This window comes from Listeria floridensis FSL S10-1187, assembly GCF_000525875.1.
GTDB classification, from domain to species: domain Bacteria; phylum Bacillota; class Bacilli; order Lactobacillales; family Listeriaceae; genus Listeria; species Listeria floridensis.
This window is the reverse complement of record NZ_AODF01000006.1, coordinates 22,149-39,149: the sequence shown is the minus strand read 5'-3', so window position 1 is coordinate 39,149 and position 17,001 is coordinate 22,149. Positions and strand designations below refer to the sequence as shown.

Here is a 17,001-nt window from a genome sequence, read left to right as displayed (position 1 = left end):
CGAGGAGGTCATATTATGAATCATTCAGCATCTAAAAAAGCATTCGCTGAAGCAGTTAAATTAATGCCGGGCGGAGTAAATAGTCCTGTCCGCGCTTTTAAATCGGTTGAAGCAGACCCGGTTTTTATGGATCATGGAAAAGGAGCTTATCTGACTGATATTGACGGCAATACATACATAGATTATGTGCTCTCGTGGGGACCGCTGATTTTAGGACATGCTAATCCGACAGTTGTTGAGAAAATTACGGCAGCACTTCAAAAAGGGACTAGTTTTGGAACCCCAACTGAAATGGAAAATGAGCTGGCAAAACTTGTGATTGAGCGTGTTCCTTCGATCGAAATCGTACGGATGGTTTCATCGGGGACAGAAGCGACGATGAGTGCTATTCGACTCGCGCGTGGCTATACAAAACGCAATAAAATTTTGAAATTTGAAGGAAGCTATCATGCCATGGTGATTCACTTTTGATCAAAGCGGGATCAGGCGTTGCAACACTTGGACTTCCTGATTCTCCTGGAGTTACTGAAGGACTAGCTAAAGATACGATTACAGTTCCTTACAATGACCTTGAAAGTGCTACACTTGCGTTTGAACATTACGGCGAAGATATTGCTTGTGTGATTGTAGAACCAGTAGCAGGCAATATGGGTGTCGTTCCACCAATTGAAGGCTTTTTGGAAGGGCTCCGCAAACTTACGGAAGATTATGGCAGCCTATTAATCTTTGATGAAGTGATGACTGGATTCCGAGTAGATTACTATTCTGCACAAGGCTATTATGCTGTTAAGCCAGACTTGACCTGTCTTGGAAAAGTAATTGGTGGTGGACTTCCAGTTGGTGCTTACGGCGGTAAAAAAGAAATCATGGAACAGATTGCTCCTGCTGGAACCGTTTATCAAGCAGGTACACTTTCCGGTAATCCGCTTGCTATGACAGCTGGATATGAAACGCTCAAGCAGTTACAGTTGCACCATTATGATGAGTTTCATTCACTGATCAAACGAATGGAAACCGGCTTGCTTGAGATTGCTGCACGTTATGAAGTTCCTGTTTCGGTTAACCAGGCTGGCTCAATGTTCGGCTTTTTCTTTACAAACCAAAAAGTAACTAATTTTGAAACGGCGAAAAGCAGTGATTTGGACTTTTTTGGACGTTACTATAAAGAAATGCTTGATCAAGGTATTTTCTTACCGCCGTCTCAATTTGAAGGCATCTTTATTTCCACTATGCATACGACAGCTGAAATCGACCGGACACTCGAAGCAATTGAAACAAGCTTTAAGCGGATTAGAAGTTGATTGACGGACTGCTTGAATTTTGATAAACTGATTTTATACTAGTCAAATGCAAAGATGGGGAAGAGTATGTGAATTCGTCTTTCTTAGAGAGAAAGTGGTTGCTGCAAACTTTCAAAGAAGATTCACAGAAGGTAGCCTCGGAGCAGTTTTTCTGAACTTATAGTAGGAAAAACCGGTGCAATTCGCATCGTTAATGGAATGAAGTGCCAAAGTCTTTTTGCTTTGGTAAAAAGGTGGTACCGCGAATCTAAACTCTTTTCGTCCTTTTCGGATGAAGAGAGTTTTTTTGTGCATCTGATTCAGATGACTTTGAAGGGAGAGATTGGATGAAGGACATGGATAATACTCAAATGCCGACGAAATATGAACCAACCAGTGTTGAAAAAGGAAAGTATCAGTGGTGGCTTGAAAACGACTTTTTCAAAGCACTCGACGATGATACTAAACCAACCTACAGCGTTGTTATTCCGCCTCCAAATGTAACGGGGAAATTGCATCTTGGACACGCTTGGGATACGACGTTACAAGATATCATCACGCGTATTAAGCGAATGCAAGGTTTTGATACACTTTATTTGCCAGGGATGGACCATGCTGGGATTGCTACTCAGGCAAAAGTTGAAGCAAAACTAAAAGACGAAGGGGTGTCACGTCACGAGATCGGTCGAACAAAATTCCTAGAAAAATCGTGGGAATGGAAGGAAGAATATGCCGCTTTTATTCGTGAACAATGGGAGAAACTTGGGCTTGGGCTCGATTACTCGCGGGAACGTTTTACACTTGATGATGGTTTGTCTGATGCGGTTAAAAAAGTATTCGTTTCACTTTATGAAAAAGGACTCATTTACCGCGGCCAGTACATTATTAACTGGGATCCGGTTGCCAAAACAGCGCTATCTGATATTGAAGTTATCCATAAAGATGTTGAAGGACAGTTCTATCATTTGAAATACCCGCTTTCAGACGGTTCCGGCTATCTTGAAATCGCGACAACACGTCCTGAAACAATTCCTGGAGACACAGCGGTTGCAGTGCATCCAAAAGATGAGCGCTATCAAAACTTGATCGGAAAGACGATCATGCTTCCGATTATGAATCGTGAAATCCCGATTGTTGCAGATGAATATGTAGAACGCGATTTTGGTTCTGGTGCAGTGAAAATTACGCCAGCACATGATCCGAATGACTTCGAAGTCGGAAATCGCCACGATTTACCGCGCATTATCGTAATGAATGAAGATGCGACTATGAATGAAAATGCTGGGAAATACCAAGGTTTAGACCGATTTGAAGCACGTAAAGCGATCATTGAAGATTTTAAAGAGCTTGGCTTATTTATCAAGCAAGAACCGCATCTCCATGCAGTGGGACATTCAGAACGTACTGATGCAGTCGTTGAACCGTATTTGTCTCTGCAATGGTTCGTAAAAATGGAACCACTTGCCAAAGCTGCACTTGAGATTCAAGATTCCGAAGAAACAAAAGTTAATTTTGTGCCAAATCGATTTGAAAAAACCTATGTGACATGGATGGAAAATATTCACGACTGGTGTGTATCGCGACAACTTTGGTGGGGACACCGTATCCCAGCTTGGTATCATAATGAAACAGGTGAAGTGTATGTGGGGGAAAATCCGCCGGAAAATGAAGCGGAATGGACTCAGGATGAAGATGTTCTCGACACGTGGTTCAGCTCTGCTTTATGGCCGTTTTCAACAATGGGATGGCCAGATGAAGAAGCGCGTGATTATAAACGCTATTTCCCAAACAGTGCGCTTGTAACAGGCTATGATATCATTTATTTCTGGGTTTCACGGATGATTTTCCAATCTGTCGAATTTACCGGAAAACGCCCATTTAAAGATACATTAATTCACGGACTAGTACGTGACGCAGAAGGACGTAAAATGTCTAAATCGCTTGGAAATGGGGTTGACCCAATCGAAGTGATTGACAAATACGGCGCAGACTCGCTTCGCTATACACTTTCAACGGGAACCGCGCCAGGTCAAGATTTGAAATTCAGCTTTGAAAAAATCGAAGCAACTTGGAATTTTATCAATAAAATTTGGAATGCCTCACGTTTTGCATTGATCAATATGGACGGTTTGACGCATGACGAAATTGACCTGTCGAATGTTAAAGAAGTAAGCGACAAATGGATATTAACTCGGCTTAATGAAAGCATTGAAACAGTAACAGCGCTTTCTGAGAAATATGAATTTGGTGAAGTCGGAAGAACGCTGTATAATTTCATCTGGGATGACTTTTGTGATTGGTATATTGAAATCGCTAAAATTTCGCTTTACGGTGAAGATGAAGAAGCTAAACATACAACCCGTTCTGTTCTCGCTTATGTTCTGGATCAAACGATGCGTCTGCTTCATCCATTCATGCCATTTGTAACAGAAGAAATTTGGCAAAACCTACCGCATGAAGGTAAGTCAATTACAATTGCAAAATGGCCGGAAGTGCGTAAAGAACAAATGAGTTCAGATGCTGCTCTCGCAATGAAAACATTAGTTGATATCATTCGTTCTGTGCGGAATATTCGTGCAGAAGTAAATACACCACTCAGCAAAAAAATTGATCTTGAAATCAAACCAAAAGATGAAGCTTACAAAAAAATCATCGAAGAAAATATTTCTTATATTGAACGCTTTTGTAATCCGGAAAACTTGACCATTTCATTTGATATTGAACCGTCAAGCACAGCTATGACTGCTGTTATTACTGGGGCAGAAATATTCTTGCCGCTTGAAGGCTTGATCAACATCGAGGAAGAAATTACACGCTTATCAAAAGAACTTGAAAAATGGAATAAAGAAGTGGCACGCGTGCAAGGAAAACTTTCAAATGAACGCTTTATTTCAAAAGCACCTGAGAATGTTGTAGAAGAAGAACGCGAAAAAAGAAAAAAGATTATCTTGCAAAAAAAAGCTATCGTTGAAGAACGCATTGCAGCACTAAGAAATGCTTGATAATCAGCAAACCGTCTTTTATCTGAAAAGGTAAAGGGCGGTTTCTTGGGAAGGAGAGAGTATTTGCTTTGAAATTCAAAACGTATGATGAAGCGCTCAACTGGATTCACGGAACGCTTAGACTTGGTATCAAACCAGGGCTGAAACGAATGGAATTAATGCTCGAAAAGCTAAACCATCCTGAAAAACAAAATCAATTTATCCACATTGCCGGCACAAACGGGAAAGGCTCAACGTTAACCTTTCTTTCCAAAGTGCTGGAAAAAGAAGGCTATCGCGTCGGAACCTTTACATCGCCGTTCATCGAAACTTTTAACGAGCGTATTGCTATAAACGGTGTCCCAATCAGCGATACAGACATTGTAAATCTTGCAAATCGAATTGCTCCCATTACCGAAGAAATTGCAGCCAGTGAATGGGGGCCACCTTCAGAATTTGAAATTATTACAGCGATGATGTTTCTGTACTTTGCGGAATACGATACGATTGATTTTGGTGTAATTGAAGTTGGCCTTGGCGGGAGGCTGGATTCAACCAACGTTCTCATACCGATTTTGTCGATTATAACGACAATTGGGCTCGACCACATGGAATTTCTTGGCAACTCCATCGAAGAGATTGCGGCAGAAAAAGGCGGGATCATTAAACCTCGTGTACCTGTTGTAGCTGGCGTTACTCAACAAACTGTGATTGCAACTTTAAAAGAAATTGCAGCCAAACAGGGAGCTGGATTTTACTTATTTCATCAGGACTTTACAGTAGAAAAAGTTGACAATCAATTGATGAATTATCGTGATAAAAAGCATGAAATTGTAGAAATAGCGCTTGGACTTCGAGGCGACCATCAAATGCAAAATGCTGCAGTTGCCATTTTTGCACTTGAGTACTTAGCAGCAGAAGGTTATATTCACCTTTCAGAATCAGGTTTACGTAAAGGATTGCAAGATGCGTTTTGGCCGGGGCGCTTAGAAAAAATTGGTTCAAGACCAGCCTTTATCTTAGATGGGGCACACAATCCAGAAGGCATTCGTGCATTGATTGAAGCATTAAAACAAAACCAGACGGAACAAGTAACACTTTTGTTCAGCGCATTAGAAGATAAAAAGTATCGTGAAATGATTGAAGTGATCTTAAAAGATGTTCCTAATATTGATTTTCATCTCACCACATTTGATTTTCCTCGCGCTATGACACACGAACAAGTGGATCAAATTGCTAGCGATTATGCAGTTACGGCAGAGCATCAATGGACTGATTTTCTCGATCAAAAATATGCCGAACATGCAGGGGGACCGATTTATATCACCGGTTCACTTTACTTTATTTCCGAAGTACGTAAATATCTGATAAACAAATGATCGAGAGCCGAAAAGGTTCTCGATTTTTTTGAAAACCCTTTTTTGGGTAAAAACACTCTTTCAAAATACGATTTTCCCTTAGCCAATTTTCCTTTTTCATTCTGAAAGACTGCGCTAAAAAGCAATTTTACTGAAATGACGAAGCAGCACTGGTCTGATATGATAGAGCTTCAATCGAGAATTAAGGGGAGAGAAGTCCATTGAATTATGTCATTTTATTCGTTTTTTCTGCTGTTATTGTTTCCTTTCTCCACGTTGCGGCTATCCACCTTCCGTTAAAACAGCCTTTTTTTATTTCGGTCGTCATATTGTGATTATTGCGGTGAGCAGCTTTCTATTGGACAAATTCTACCCATTGTATCGTATTTAGTTTTACGTGGATCAACAAGATGTTGCGGTAAAAAAATTTCAGCCGCCTATTTTTGGTCTGAACTATTGTTCCCGCTTACTATTGTCGGAATTTCTGTTTTACAGCAGAATCAAATGAGGCTTGTTCTTGTCCTATTGTGTTTTAGTTTCCTCTTCTTCTTTTTACTGACAGATTTATATTATCTCCATATTCCAGACCTCGTTGTTTGTCTGTTTTTCGGGACCATAGTATTTTATCGCATCTTTACGGGAGGAAGTTTGTATCTCCTCGCAATAGACTTTGGGCTTAATTTATTATTTTATACTGTCATCTATCTACTCTTCAGAAAAGGTATCGGAATGGGGGATGTCAAACTTTTATTTATCCTCGGATTAGCCTTTGGTTTCAAACACGGCTATCTAATCTTACTTGCCGCACTTCTTGTTGCTAATATCACGGTGATCAGTGGCATCCTTTTCCAAAAAATAAAGCGGCGGCAAAAAATTCCTTTCGTCCCATTTCTTTTAGCTGGCTTTTTATTCTATCTGATTTTACCGCTAGAGGTGATTACATGATTAAAAACGGTCCGCGTGAAAAGTTAATGGTTTACGGTGCATCAGCACTTTCCTTAGAGGAACTTGTTGCGATTTTGCTTGAAACCGGTAGTAAAACTGAATCAGTCAGTATGCTAGCCTCTAGGTTTGTCATGCAGTTTCGAGATACGGAAGAAATTCACTATGCTTCCGCAAATGAGTTTCAAACAATTAACGGGATAGGTGCCGCAAAAGCATCAAAACTCGCTGCTGCAATTGAATTTGGAAAACGTGTTTATCAAGAACAGTCAGCTGCAAATATAGTCACTATCAAGAATCCGTTACAAGCTGTTCAAATTGTACAACCAGAACTTAGTTTTCTGCAGCAGGAACATTTCCATTGTTTATTTTTAAATACCAAAAATCAATTAATCCACCGCGAAACCATTTTTGTCGGCGGACTAAACATTAGTATAGTTCATCCACGTGAGGTATTCCGAATTGCTTTAAAAGTATCGGCTGCCTCCATTATATGTTTTCATAACCATCCTTCTGGAGATCCGACACCGTCTAAAGAAGATATTTCTATTACCAAACGGCTAGAAGAATCAGGGAAGATCGTTGGAGTGAGCATGCTTGACCATATTATCATCGGAAGGAATAAGCATCTTAGTTTGAAAGAAGAGTCCTATTTTTAAAGAATTCCTTAATATTTTTTTCTCTCATTAAAAATTAATGCCTTAGCTACACAGTTATGTTATAATGTAGTGGTTGTATATGTGTATAGATAGAAATTGCGGCACAAATGCTTAAGTTTGCGTTATATCAATCAGTTGAAATCGTGTCAGCTCATATTTACTCATACAAGTTAATTTAATGGTAGAAAAGGAGAATACAGATGTTTGGATTTGGTAACAAAGATATCGGCATTGATCTTGGAACGGCAAACACACTTGTGTACATGAAAGGGAAGAGCATTGTTTTGCGCGAACCTTCTGTCGTAGCCATGAAAAAGGATACACAAGAAATCGTTGCTGTCGGCAGTGAAGCAAAAAATATGATTGGTCGTACACCTGGAAATATTATTGCAATTCGTCCAATGAAAGATGGTGTCATTGCTGACTATGATACAACAGCTGCAATGATGAAATACTACATTCAAAAAGCGAGCAAAGGGCTCGGCGCTAGTAAACCGCGTGTTATGATTTGTGTTCCTTCTGGAATTACTGGAGTCGAAAAACGCGCTGTAACTGATGCTACTCGTCAAGCAGGTGCTAAAGAAGCGTACACCATTGAAGAACCGTTTGCGGCTGCAATCGGTGCTGGTCTTCCTGTTTGGGATCCAACTGGAAGCATGGTTGTTGATATCGGTGGAGGTACAACAGAAGTTGCTGTTATTTCGCTTGGTGGTATCGTAACAAGCCGTTCAGTAAGAACTGCCGGTGATGATATGGATGAATCCATCATTAACTATATTCGTAAAAAATATAACCTACTTGTTGGAGATCGCACGGCTGAAACGATTAAGATGGAAATTGGTTCTGCAGACGCATCGAACCTTGAACTTGCACCGTTTAGTATCCGTGGACGCGATCTCGTTACGGGGCTTCCAAAAACAATTGAAGTAACACCGCAAGAAGTTAGCGAAGCGCTTGCTGATACAATTTCTGCTATTATTGACGCTGTGAAAAGCACACTTGAGAATACTCCACCTGAGCTTTCAGCTGATATTATGGATAAAGGTATCGTACTTACAGGCGGCGGAGCACTATTAAGAAATCTAGATTCTGTCATTTCTGAGGAAACGAAAATGCCGGTTATCATTGCCGACGAACCACTTGACTGTGTTGCAATTGGAACTGGGAAATCTCTAGAAAATATGGATCTTTACAAGAAGAAAAAAATGAACTAAATGAACACTCATTTTTTTCAAGCGAACAAAATAGTTAGCTTCTAATCGAAAAAAGAAGGATGAACGAGATGAGGTGTTCTTTATGCCGCAGTTTTTCCTAAATAAACGTTTGATTGTTTTGCTCATTTCGATTATTGTTCTGGTTGCGCTCGTTGGCTTTTCACTGCGTGACCGGGAAAATGCCTCCTGGCCGGAACAATTTGTAAAAGATGTTGTAGGCTTTGGAGAAAACATTGTTTCTAAACCTGTGTCTTATGTTTCCGGAATTTTTGAAGGAGCACAAGATTTAAAGAACACTTATGAAGAAAATGCAAAACTGAAAAAACGTTTGGAAGGAATGGCGCAGCTTGAAAGTGAAGTTGCAGATTTAAAAAAAAGAAAATAGTGATTTGAAAGATTCACAAGACATCAAAGACAGTATTCGTGATTATGATCCGATTAATGCAACGGTTATTTCACGAAATCCAACGAACTGGAATGAACAAGTCGAAATTGATAAGGGTTCGCGTGACGGTGTGAAGCCAGAAATGGCGGTAATTACAGCTGGCGGTTTAATTGGTCGAATTACAAGTACAGGTGCAAAATCATCGACAGTAGAATTGCTCACTTCAAATGATACGAGAAACCGGGTTTCGGCGATGATTCAAGGCAAAGAGAACGCTTATGGAATCATAAACGGTTATGATAGCGAAACCAGTTTGCTTGAGCTTAAGCAACTCCCTTACGACATGAAATTTACTAAGGGACAAAAAGTAGTAACATCTGGTCTTGGCGGAAAATTCCCAGCTGGAATTTTTGTTGGAACGGTTGAAAAAGTTGAAACTGACAAGATGGGGCTTTCGCAAACAGCCTATATTAAGACTGGTGCTGACATGTATGATATGAATCATATTATCGTGTTACAGCGAACTGCTCAAACTTCTTCTTCAGCTGACTTAGGTAGTTCGGATACGGCTTCTTCGACTGGAGGAAATTGATCATGAATGTAAAGAGAACCATTTGGCTTCCCGCCATCATGATTGTAACCTTTATTTTGGAAGGGGTCGTAAGCCTTCAGTTTGCTAAACCGCTTTTTGGCGACAGCAGGATGTTTGTCCCGCATTTTTTATTAGTGATGCTGATTTTGATGACGGCTTTTTATCGTAGAAATACGACGCTTGTATATGCTTTCATTTTAGGCCTTGTATTTGATATCTATTATACGAGTGTAATGGGTATCTATTTCGCGATATTTCCGTTTGTCGTGTACATTACAGATAAGTTTTTGAAGGTACTTCAAAATAATATCGTTTTAGTCGGACTGATTACTGTATTTAATATTATATTGACGGAATCGGTTGTCTATGCCTTTTATTCATTAATTGGAACAACTACTATGTCAATTGCAACTTTTATTGATATGCGGCTTTGGACAACGATTTTGTTGAATTTTGCTTTTTATTTAGTTGTGTTTTTCCCGTTTCGTTATTTCTTAGTGAAACTGAAAAAATCAGAAAATCGCTTATAGAACAGCTTGAATCGCTTGTGCTTTTGAAAGTACAGCAGATGTGTTTTTAACTATCTGAAGCGATTCGGCTGTTTTTTTCATGAAAAATGGCATATTAGAGCTGTTTTCTGCTATAATAAAATTTAGCGCTATGAAAAAAAGAATGAGGCGCATAATTGAGGTGAAAACTGGATGAAAAAGAACGTACAAATTAAAGGAACGAAAGACGGCATTCAAATTATGCTTAGTGACACCGCGAGTATTGAGGAGCTTGAAAAGGAGCTTCTAGTCTTGCTAAAAGAACAAAAGAGCGCACCTTATTCAGGAGAAAAACTGCCTGTTCAGGTACAAATCGGCAATCGTTTATTTTCTGTCGAAGAGGAGTCGAGGATAGAAGATATCATCAAGAAAAACAGCCAAATGGCTATCAGCGCTTTTTACAGCAACGTCATAACGAAAGATGCTGCCAAAAAGTGGAAAGAAGAGGATCAAGTCTATTCACTTGCGACGATTGTTCGTTCTGGACAAGTCATTCAAGTTTCTGGCGATATTCTCTTGATTGGAGATATCAACCCAGGCGGTCAGATCCGTTCAACTGGAAATATTTATGTGCTTGGTAATATTAAAGGAATTGTTCATGCTGGTTTTGATGGTAACGTGCGAGCTGTAGTTGCGGGAAAGTTTTTATATCCTTCACAGGTTAGAATCGCTGAACAATCTTTTGGTTTTGATAGTGAAGCTTATAAGGAAATTGAAGATACGCAATTATTTTCTGCTTTTATTGGCGAAGAGGATCAATTAGTGATCGATGATATACATAAAATTAGAAAAATCAGACCAGAAATTACGAATTTTGAGGGAGGACGATAAACATGGGGGAAGCAATAGTAATTACTTCAGGAAAAGGCGGTGTTGGAAAAACCACGTCAACCGCTAATCTTGGTACCGCTTTGGCACTTCAAGGCAAAAAAGTGTGTTTAGTGGATATGGATATCGGTCTCCGTAATCTCGATGTTGTCTTAGGACTTGAAAATCGGATTATATATGATTTAGTCGATGTTGTTGAGGGACGATGCAAAACGCACCAAGCATTGATTAAGGATAAACGTTTTGATGATTTGCTGTTTCTACTTCCTGCTGCGCAAACAACGGATAAATCAGCTGTTACTGGCGATCAAATGAAGGCTTTAATTAGTGAACTAAAGCCGGATTATGATTTTATTTTAATTGATTCACCTGCTGGGATTGAAACGGGGTATAAAAATGCCGTTGCCGGGGCAGACCAAGCGATTGTCGTCACAACTCCAGAAATTTCTGCCGTGCGTGATGCAGACCGGATTATCGGTCTCTTGGAGAAGGAAGAAGACATGGAGCCGCCAAAGCTCATTATCAACCGGATTCGTACGCAGATGATGAAAAATGGCGACGTGATGGATATCGATGAAATTACATCACATTTGTCGATTGAACTGCTCGGGATTATTATTGATGATGATGAAGTTATTCGTTCATCAAATAGTGGAGACCCTGTTGTAATGCAGCCAAATAACCGTGCATCACAAGGATACCGCAATATAGCCCGCCGGCTTTTAGGAGAATCGATTCCGCTAATGTCGATTGAACAGCCGAAGGAAGGCTTCTTTTCTCGTTTGAAAAAGTTGTTTTCTGGTAAATAAAGTACTTGAGCCTTCACGAAATTTGTGGAGGCTTTTTATGAAGCAATGAGGAGTGGAGAAATGAAGCAAATTATTGTAAATGCACGAACAACAGAGAAGAGAATTGCTGTGATCGAGGAAAAGAAGTTGCTTGACTTCATGATTATTCGCCCGGTGAAAGTAGCTCAAGCCGGTCAGATATATCTAGCTCAAATTGAAAAAATCGATCGGAAAATTAACGCTTGTTTTGTAACGCTTGGAAAGGAAAAAGGCTTTTTGCACTTGGATGATATCCCAGAGGATGCTATGAAAACCCAAGGCGGGAAATTGCTTGTTCAGGTGGTTCGTCCTGGTTCAAAGACAAAACTTCCACTTGTTTCGGGGATGCTTGAACTTACAGGTGAGCAGTTAGTTTATATCTACGGAAAATCTTATGTGTCAGTGTCAAAGCGAATCGGAGATGAGCGGAAGGAAGAACTGATACGTGAAGTAAAACCGCATTTGCAGCAAGCTGAGGCTGTGATTCTGAGGTCTAAAGCGGAAACGAGTTCGACCGAGTCGCTTGTTCAAGAACTTACAGAAAGACGCCAGTTTCTTTTAGACTTAGTTTCTCAATCGCAAAATAAAAAAAAAACCTGGTTTATTGCTTGATCAAGCAAACTTGGTTGCAGAACAAATTGTACGACTTAAGCGCCATTATGGGGTTAGTGAGGTTGTAGCGGACATGTCGCTTTCTGAGGCTGATCGTGTGATTTTGAATCGTGATCTTTTTCAAGAATTCGGTATCGACGGGGAAGTGGGCAAATTAACTCAGCCGATTGTTTACTTAGAAAACGGCGTGACGCTGTATATTGAAAAAACGGAAGCAATGTGGGTTGTTGATGTGAATTCAAGCAGTTTTTCAGGTAACTTTGATAAAGCAGAAACCGTTTTTCGGGTGAATCAGTCTGTGCTAAAAGAAATTTTGCGGCAAATCCGGTTGCGGCAGATGAGCGGCTTAATTGTGATTGATTTTATCGGTGGAATGAAGGATGCCGGTCAAGAAGAGCTGCTGCTCGAAATGGAGCAACTTATTAAGCAAGAACAGCTCACCACGCAAATTGCAGAATTTTCAAAGTCAGGCTTAATGCAGCTGACTAGAAAGAAAAAAAACAGCTTCTCTGCTTGAAACAGTGACAGAAACTTGTCCTGTTTGCAGGGGAACGGGTCATGTTACTTCCGCTCTTTCTACTGCTTATGAATTAGAACGCGAACTTGAATTTTATCAAAATGCCGATTCATTCTTGGTTGTAACCACTGAAGCTGTTTTGGATGTATTTTTAGGACTTGATCAAGCTTCTAAATATACCGTTGATTGGGAAATTGCTGATGAGGCAGCTCCGTTTTATGCGATTCGCCGTGCAGACTAAAAATCATGGGTATATGATTGACACTGTGCGGTTCATGTGCTATGATTTTAATGTTATGTTTGTAGCGCACCACGCTACAACCGCTCGGAACTGGGTCAAGTATTTATCTTCGGATAGATCTCCTGTGATGGCGAGTCTTAGTATATGAGGAGGTGCAAGTATGTACGCAATTATTGAAACAGGTGGAAAACAAATCAAAGTAGAAGCTGGTCAAGAGATCTATGTTGAGAAATTGGCAGGAGAAGTTGGCGACGTTGTTACTTTTGATAAAGTTCTATTCGTAGGCGGCGACGCAGCTAAAGTCGGTGCTCCTTTTATTGAAGGCGCAACGGTTACTGCTAAAGTTGAAAAACAAGGTCGTGCGAAAAAACTTACGGTTTATAAATATAAGCCTAAAAAGAACTACCACAAAAAACAAGGTCATCGTCAACCTTACACAAAATTAACGATTGATACAATCAACGCTTAATTTGAAAGGACGAAACTATGATTCACGTGACTGTTAATGAAAAAGATGGCTTAATTGCTTCTTTTACGATGGATGGACATGCAGATTTTGCCGAGCGAGGCAGCGATCTTGTTTGTGCCGGCGCTTCTTCAATTGCTTATGGAATGGTGAATGCTATTTCAGAGGTAATGGATTTTACACCGATACTTGAAGAAGAGGAAGGTTACCTTCATTATTCTGTTCCAGCTGAATTTGTTAAAGAAGATACGGTTCAAATTTTGTTGCGGGGAATGGTGAATCAACTTAGATCACTGGCGTACAGCTATCCTGATCATATTAAAATAAACTCCAAATAGGAGGTGTATTTCATGTTAAAATTTGATATTCAACATTTTGCCCACAAAAAAGGCGGTGGTTCCACTTCCAATGGTCGTGATTCAGAATCAAAACGTCTAGGTGCAAAACGTGCTGACGGACAATTCGTTACTGGCGGATCGATCCTTTATCGTCAACGCGGTACGAAAATCTATCCGGGAACAAACGTTGGACGTGGCGGCGATGATACTCTTTTCGCTAAAGTTGACGGCGTTGTGCGTTTCGAACGCATGGGACGCGACAAGAAAAAAGTCAGCGTTTATCCGGCTGCACAAGAAGCTTAAAATCAAAAGCCGAGGTCGCTTCGACCTCGGCTTTTTTTTGTGAAATAATCTAGCTAAAATTGCTAGGACAAACTGGCAGAACAACTAAGCTTAGCTTGTTTTGTGAAAAATATTGCATACTATTTTATTGACAGCGCTTACGTTCGTGTGTTTTAATGATATCAAGTTAATAATACTGTCAGGAGAAGAGATGACAATCAAAACGACCGCATAGCAAATATGCTTGCCCCTGTTTTGTTTGTCATTCTTTTTTTGAATAAATAAGTTTGGTGCTAGCGAGTCTGGGGGAAATAATAGAGAGATAGCTCAAACAAAAAATCAAAAGGAGTTGTTAAGGAATGATTGACACGAGTTTAGGTATTCAATTTTTGGGAGAAGTAATTGGTACTGCTGTTTTAGTTTTACTTGGTGGCGGGGTCGTTGCAGGTGTTTCATTGAAATTTTCAAAAGCTGAAAATACAGGTTGGGTTCTTGTAGCACTTGCGTGGGGATTCGCTGTTACGATGGGTGTTTATGTTTCCGGTTACATGAGTATGGCGCATCTTAATCCAGCGGTTACGCTTGGTATGGCACTTGCTGGGACATTTCCTTGGAATTATGTTTTACCTTATATCCTTGCCCAGTTTATCGGAGCCTTTATCGGAGCTACACTCGTTTGGCTACATTACTATCCGCACTGGAAAGCAACAGAAGACAAAGCAACGAAACTTGGTGTCTTCTCTACAGCACCAGCAATTCGTCACTATACCTCAAATGTATTCGGCGAAGCACTTGGTACATTTATGCTTGTATTCGGTTTAATGTCGCTTGGTGCAAACAAATTTTCGGACGGTTTAAATCCAATTGTAGTAGGTATTTTAATCATCGCTATCGGGATGAGCCTAGGTGGAACAACAGGATATGCTATTAATCCAGCACGTGACCTAGGTCCTCGTATTGCTCACTTTATCTGGCCGATTGCTGGTAAGGGTGGTTCTGATTGGAGCTATTCTTGGGTGCCAGTTATTGGACCGTTTTTAGGTGGCGCTCTTGGTGCACTTTCGTATAATGCAATCATCAATAAAGATTTTGGTATGTGGTTCTGGTTAGTTCTTGTGCTCTTTGTACTCGTACTTATTTTCTCAATGATGCTTGATAAGAAAAAACAACTCGTTTAAGCAATTTAGAAATAATACTTGTTTAAAAAAAGGGCTACATTTAAGGAGGAAAAATTAGTGGAAAAAAAATACATTTTAGCATTAGACCAAGGAACAACAAGTTCTCGCGCTATGATCATTGATAGTGACGGAGATGTGATTGGTGTTCAGCAGCAAGAATTTGATCAAATCTTTCCGAAACCGGGCTGGGTGGAACATAATGCTAACGACATTTGGGCTTCTATTCTGGCGGTTATTTCCGGTGTACTTATTAAAACAAATATTGATGCCAAACAAATTGCAGGAATTGGAATCACGAATCAGCGTGAAACAACGGTAGTTTGGGATAAAGAATCCGGCAAACCGGTTTATAATGCGATCGTTTGGCAATCACGTCAAACGGATGATATTTGTAAACAGCTTCGTGAAGCGGGAAAAGAAGATATGGTTCGTGAAAAAACGGGTCTTTTAATTGATGCTTACTTTGCTGGTACAAAAGTTCGCTGGATTCTTGACCATGTTGATGGTGCACAAGAGCGGGCTGAAAAAGGTGAATTATTATTCGGTACAATCGACAGCTGGCTCGTTTGGAAACTAACAGGCGGCAAAGCTCATATTACCGACTATTCCAATGCTTCTCGTACTTTACTTTATAACATCTATGATTTGAAGTGGGATGATGATCTACTTGAAATGTTAAATATTCCAAAAGCAATGCTTCCAGATGTTCGTCCTTCTTCTGAAATTTACGAAACAACTGTTCCTTATCACTTCTTCGGTGAGGAAGTTCCTGTTGCAGGTATTGCTGGAGACCAGCAAGCGGCGTTATTCGGTCAAGGTTGCTTTGAAAGCGGCATGGCAAAAAATACCTACGGCACTGGTTGCTTCCTACTTATGAATACTGGTGAAAAAGCTGTACGTTCCGAGAATGGCTTGCTGACAACACTTGCTTGGGGGCTTGACGGCAAAGTTAATTATGCTCTCGAAGGAAGTATTTTCGTTGCCGGTTCTGCGATTCAGTGGCTGCGCGATGGGCTGCGCATGGTTCGTCAGTCAAGCGACTCAGAAAGCTATGCGACCAAAATCGAGTCTTCTGACGGTGTCTATGTAGTGCCTGCATTCGTCGGCCTTGGAGCTCCTTATTGGGATTCTGATGTGCGCGGGGCAGTATTTGGACTAACACGCGGTACAGAAAAAGAACAATTCATTCGTGCAACGCTTGAATCGCTAGCGTATCAAACACGCGATGTACTTCAAGCAATGGAGCAGGATTCAAAAATCACGCTTAAGGCACTTCGAGTTGACGGCGGTGCTTCTGCAAACAATTTCTTAATGCAGTTCCAATCTGATATTTTGGATGTACCTGTTGAACGTCCAGAAAACCTTGAAACTACTGTACTCGGGGCAGCTTATCTTGCTGGTCTTGCTGTAGGTGTTTGGGAAGATAAAAATGAAATTGTGAAAAATTGGAAATTGAACCGCCGCTTTGAAGTGGAAATGAAAGAAGATGAACGTGAAGAACTTTATAAAGGCTGGCACAAAGCTGTTAAAGCAGCTCAAGCTTTTGAATAAGATTCATGTTAAAAAGTGTTTTAGGCAAATGCCTAAAACACTTTTTTTGCGGTTATTTTCCCTTCAAACTACCCATTTGGTATTAAAAGAACAGACAAATTTTCAAGACTTTACCTATTTTGTAAGAAAGACCCGAGTTTTCCAAAAGAAAATCGCTTGCGCAATCGCGGTTTATTGTTATAATGAAAGATAAGACTTTAAT

The 17,001-nt window shown here is 40.3% G+C and carries 16 protein-coding genes, 3 pseudogenes and 2 other annotated features; all 19 genes and pseudogenes read left to right on the top strand.

What is annotated here, in order from left to right; genetic code table 11:
• Window positions 1-12 precede the first annotated feature (12 nt).
• The 19 genes and pseudogenes from hemL (at window position 13) to glpK (ending at window position 16,799) form a co-directional block, all read left to right on the top strand.
• Window positions 13-1,301: pseudogene (hemL, locus tag MFLO_RS03470) on the top strand (glutamate-1-semialdehyde 2,1-aminomutase).
• A 42-nt stretch (window positions 1,302-1,343) separates the two neighbouring features.
• Window positions 1,344-1,570 (top strand) — a binding site (T-box leader).
• Window positions 1,571-1,627: 57 nt separating this feature from the next.
• Window positions 1,628-4,282, top strand: a complete 2,655-nt coding sequence (locus MFLO_RS03465) for a valine--tRNA ligase (RefSeq protein WP_036096414.1) — start codon at window positions 1,628-1,630, stop codon at window positions 4,280-4,282.
• A gap of 68 nt (window positions 4,283-4,350) precedes the next feature.
• Complete coding sequence (locus tag MFLO_RS03460) at window positions 4,351-5,640, top strand: bifunctional folylpolyglutamate synthase/dihydrofolate synthase (RefSeq protein WP_036096412.1); 1,290 nt, start codon at window positions 4,351-4,353, stop codon at window positions 5,638-5,640.
• Between the two features lie 303 nt (window positions 5,641-5,943).
• Window positions 5,944-6,090, top strand: a pseudogene (locus tag MFLO_RS17140) (prepilin peptidase); the annotation flags it as partial.
• 33 nt (window positions 6,091-6,123) lie between these two features.
• The gene (locus tag MFLO_RS15005; RefSeq protein ID WP_149022957.1) at window positions 6,124-6,564 is read left to right on the top strand and encodes a prepilin peptidase; all 441 of its coding nucleotides are present in this window, start codon (window positions 6,124-6,126) and stop codon (window positions 6,562-6,564) included.
• A complete protein-coding gene (gene radC / locus MFLO_RS03450) occupies window positions 6,561-7,220 on the top strand; it encodes a RadC family protein (RefSeq protein WP_036096408.1) in 660 nt (219 codons plus the stop codon). The genes MFLO_RS15005 and radC overlap by 4 nt, the downstream gene beginning before the upstream one ends.
• A 200-nt stretch (window positions 7,221-7,420) precedes the next feature.
• Window positions 7,421-8,434, top strand: a complete 1,014-nt coding sequence (locus MFLO_RS03445; protein WP_036096407.1) for a rod shape-determining protein — start codon at window positions 7,421-7,423, stop codon at window positions 8,432-8,434.
• Window positions 8,435-8,516: 82 nt separating this feature from the next.
• Window positions 8,517-9,411: pseudogene (gene mreC, locus MFLO_RS03440) on the top strand (rod shape-determining protein MreC).
• A gap of 2 nt (window positions 9,412-9,413) precedes the next feature.
• The gene (mreD, locus tag MFLO_RS03435; RefSeq protein ID WP_036096405.1) at window positions 9,414-9,941 is read left to right on the top strand and encodes a rod shape-determining protein MreD; all 528 of its coding nucleotides are present in this window, start codon (window positions 9,414-9,416) and stop codon (window positions 9,939-9,941) included.
• Window positions 9,942-10,112: 171 nt separating this feature from the next.
• Window positions 10,113-10,790, top strand: coding sequence for a septum site-determining protein MinC (gene minC / locus MFLO_RS03430; RefSeq protein ID WP_036096403.1), 678 nt, complete (start codon window positions 10,113-10,115; stop codon window positions 10,788-10,790).
• A 2-nt stretch (window positions 10,791-10,792) separates the two neighbouring features.
• Window positions 10,793-11,596, top strand: a complete 804-nt coding sequence (minD, locus tag MFLO_RS03425; protein ID WP_036096401.1) for a septum site-determining protein MinD — start codon at window positions 10,793-10,795, stop codon at window positions 11,594-11,596.
• A 60-nt stretch (window positions 11,597-11,656) separates the two neighbouring features.
• Window positions 11,657-12,226 (top strand): ribonuclease E/G, encoded by a 570-nt coding sequence (locus MFLO_RS16725; protein WP_051993481.1) that lies wholly within the window; start codon window positions 11,657-11,659, stop codon window positions 12,224-12,226.
• Entirely contained in the window at window positions 12,219-12,743 is a 525-nt protein-coding gene (locus MFLO_RS14510) for a ribonuclease E/G (protein ID WP_051993479.1), read from the top strand. Before MFLO_RS16725 ends, MFLO_RS14510 begins: the two co-directional genes overlap by 8 nt.
• 4 nt (window positions 12,744-12,747) lie before the next feature.
• The gene (locus tag MFLO_RS14505) at window positions 12,748-12,984 is read left to right on the top strand and encodes a hypothetical protein (protein ID WP_051993478.1); all 237 of its coding nucleotides are present in this window, start codon (window positions 12,748-12,750) and stop codon (window positions 12,982-12,984) included.
• 68 nt (window positions 12,985-13,052) lie between these two features.
• Window positions 13,053-13,132, top strand: a sequence feature (ribosomal protein L21 leader region).
• Between the two features lie 12 nt (window positions 13,133-13,144).
• Window positions 13,145-13,453, top strand: a complete 309-nt coding sequence (rplU, locus tag MFLO_RS03415) for a 50S ribosomal protein L21 (RefSeq protein ID WP_036096399.1) — start codon at window positions 13,145-13,147, stop codon at window positions 13,451-13,453.
• Between the two features lie 17 nt (window positions 13,454-13,470).
• Window positions 13,471-13,788: a ribosomal-processing cysteine protease Prp gene (locus tag MFLO_RS03410; protein ID WP_036096397.1), complete on the top strand. Its 318-nt coding sequence runs from the start codon at window positions 13,471-13,473 to the stop codon at window positions 13,786-13,788.
• Window positions 13,789-13,800: 12 nt separating this feature from the next.
• A complete protein-coding gene (gene rpmA, locus MFLO_RS03405; RefSeq protein WP_036096394.1) occupies window positions 13,801-14,091 on the top strand; it encodes a 50S ribosomal protein L27 in 291 nt (96 codons plus the stop codon).
• Window positions 14,092-14,429: 338 nt separating this feature from the next.
• Window positions 14,430-15,248, top strand: a complete 819-nt coding sequence (locus MFLO_RS03400) for an MIP/aquaporin family protein (protein ID WP_036096393.1) — start codon at window positions 14,430-14,432, stop codon at window positions 15,246-15,248.
• A 57-nt stretch (window positions 15,249-15,305) separates the two neighbouring features.
• Window positions 15,306-16,799, top strand: coding sequence for a glycerol kinase GlpK (gene glpK / locus MFLO_RS03395; protein ID WP_036096391.1), 1,494 nt, complete (start codon window positions 15,306-15,308; stop codon window positions 16,797-16,799).
• Window positions 16,800-17,001: the final 202 nt, after the last annotated feature.